This window comes from Vibrio sp. 970 (assembly GCF_033339075.1).
The window spans coordinates 1-922 of record NZ_JAWOTW010000131.1 but is presented as its reverse complement, the minus strand read 5'-3'; the positions used below and the strand labels follow the sequence as shown (position 1 = coordinate 922).

Genomic DNA, 922 nt, shown 5'->3' with positions numbered 1-922 from the left:
TTAGCACCGTTCCCCTCTCTAACTTTGTTGCTTTAGATCAATCCCACATCATTATTGTGGGAAACCACAATACCGCCTAACTATTGATTTCCTCAGAATGCCTTACCCACAAAGGGGTAGAACGCATTTCCGCTTATTTTAAGCCATGAACACCAAAAATGATTAAGAAACGTTCATGCCTGTACTCCCCCTTCAAAAGCATTCTATCTGTCGAAACATCAAGGATTCGGCAGCAAAACTTTAAATTAAAATACGGAAGCAACTCATGAAAAAATCGACAATTGCGTTGGGTGTGTTGGCCGCTGTCGCAGCGGTTGGCTACTCAGCTTACAATACGATGTTCTCAGCTGAGGCTGTGATTGTGGATGCTGCTGCTCAAGAGCAGAAGTTCACACAGTACGCTCACCCAGAACACTTCATCTCTGCACAACAACTGAAATCGCTGATGGATGGGGACAAAGACGTGGTTGTGATCGGTGCGCTAAACCCTATCAAACCAGATAGTCCTATTTCTGGTTCTTACACTATGTGGCGTAACGATTACTCAGCGACTGAAGACGCCTACGACTTCGGCGGTATGAGTAATAGCACAGAAGAAATGGAAACAATCCTAGGCAGCTTCGGCGCAACAACAGACAGCACAATCGTCGTCTACGCTGCGGGCTCACACCACGATGCTGCGCGTCTTTACTGGCAAATCCATAACCTTGGCCATCAAGATGTTCGTTACCTTGACGGGGGCTTGAACGCTTGGATGGGCGCTGGCTACCCAACAGGTTCTGCAAACCAAAGCGTTGCAGCGGTTGAATACAACGCACCTAACACACAACAAGATAACAATGCCCTAGCAACGCTAGACATGGTTATCGCAGCGCAAAACAACCCTGATTGGGTGATCCTAGATACTCGCGGCAACGACGAG

The 922-nt window shown here is 47.5% G+C and carries 1 protein-coding gene; it reads left to right on the top strand.

Annotated features, from left to right (window positions below; all coding sequences use genetic code 11):
• Positions 1-265: 265 nt before the first annotated feature.
• A partial coding sequence (locus R7Q11_RS25215) for a sulfurtransferase (RefSeq protein WP_225466884.1) occupies positions 266-922 on the top strand: 657 nt, incomplete at its 3' end.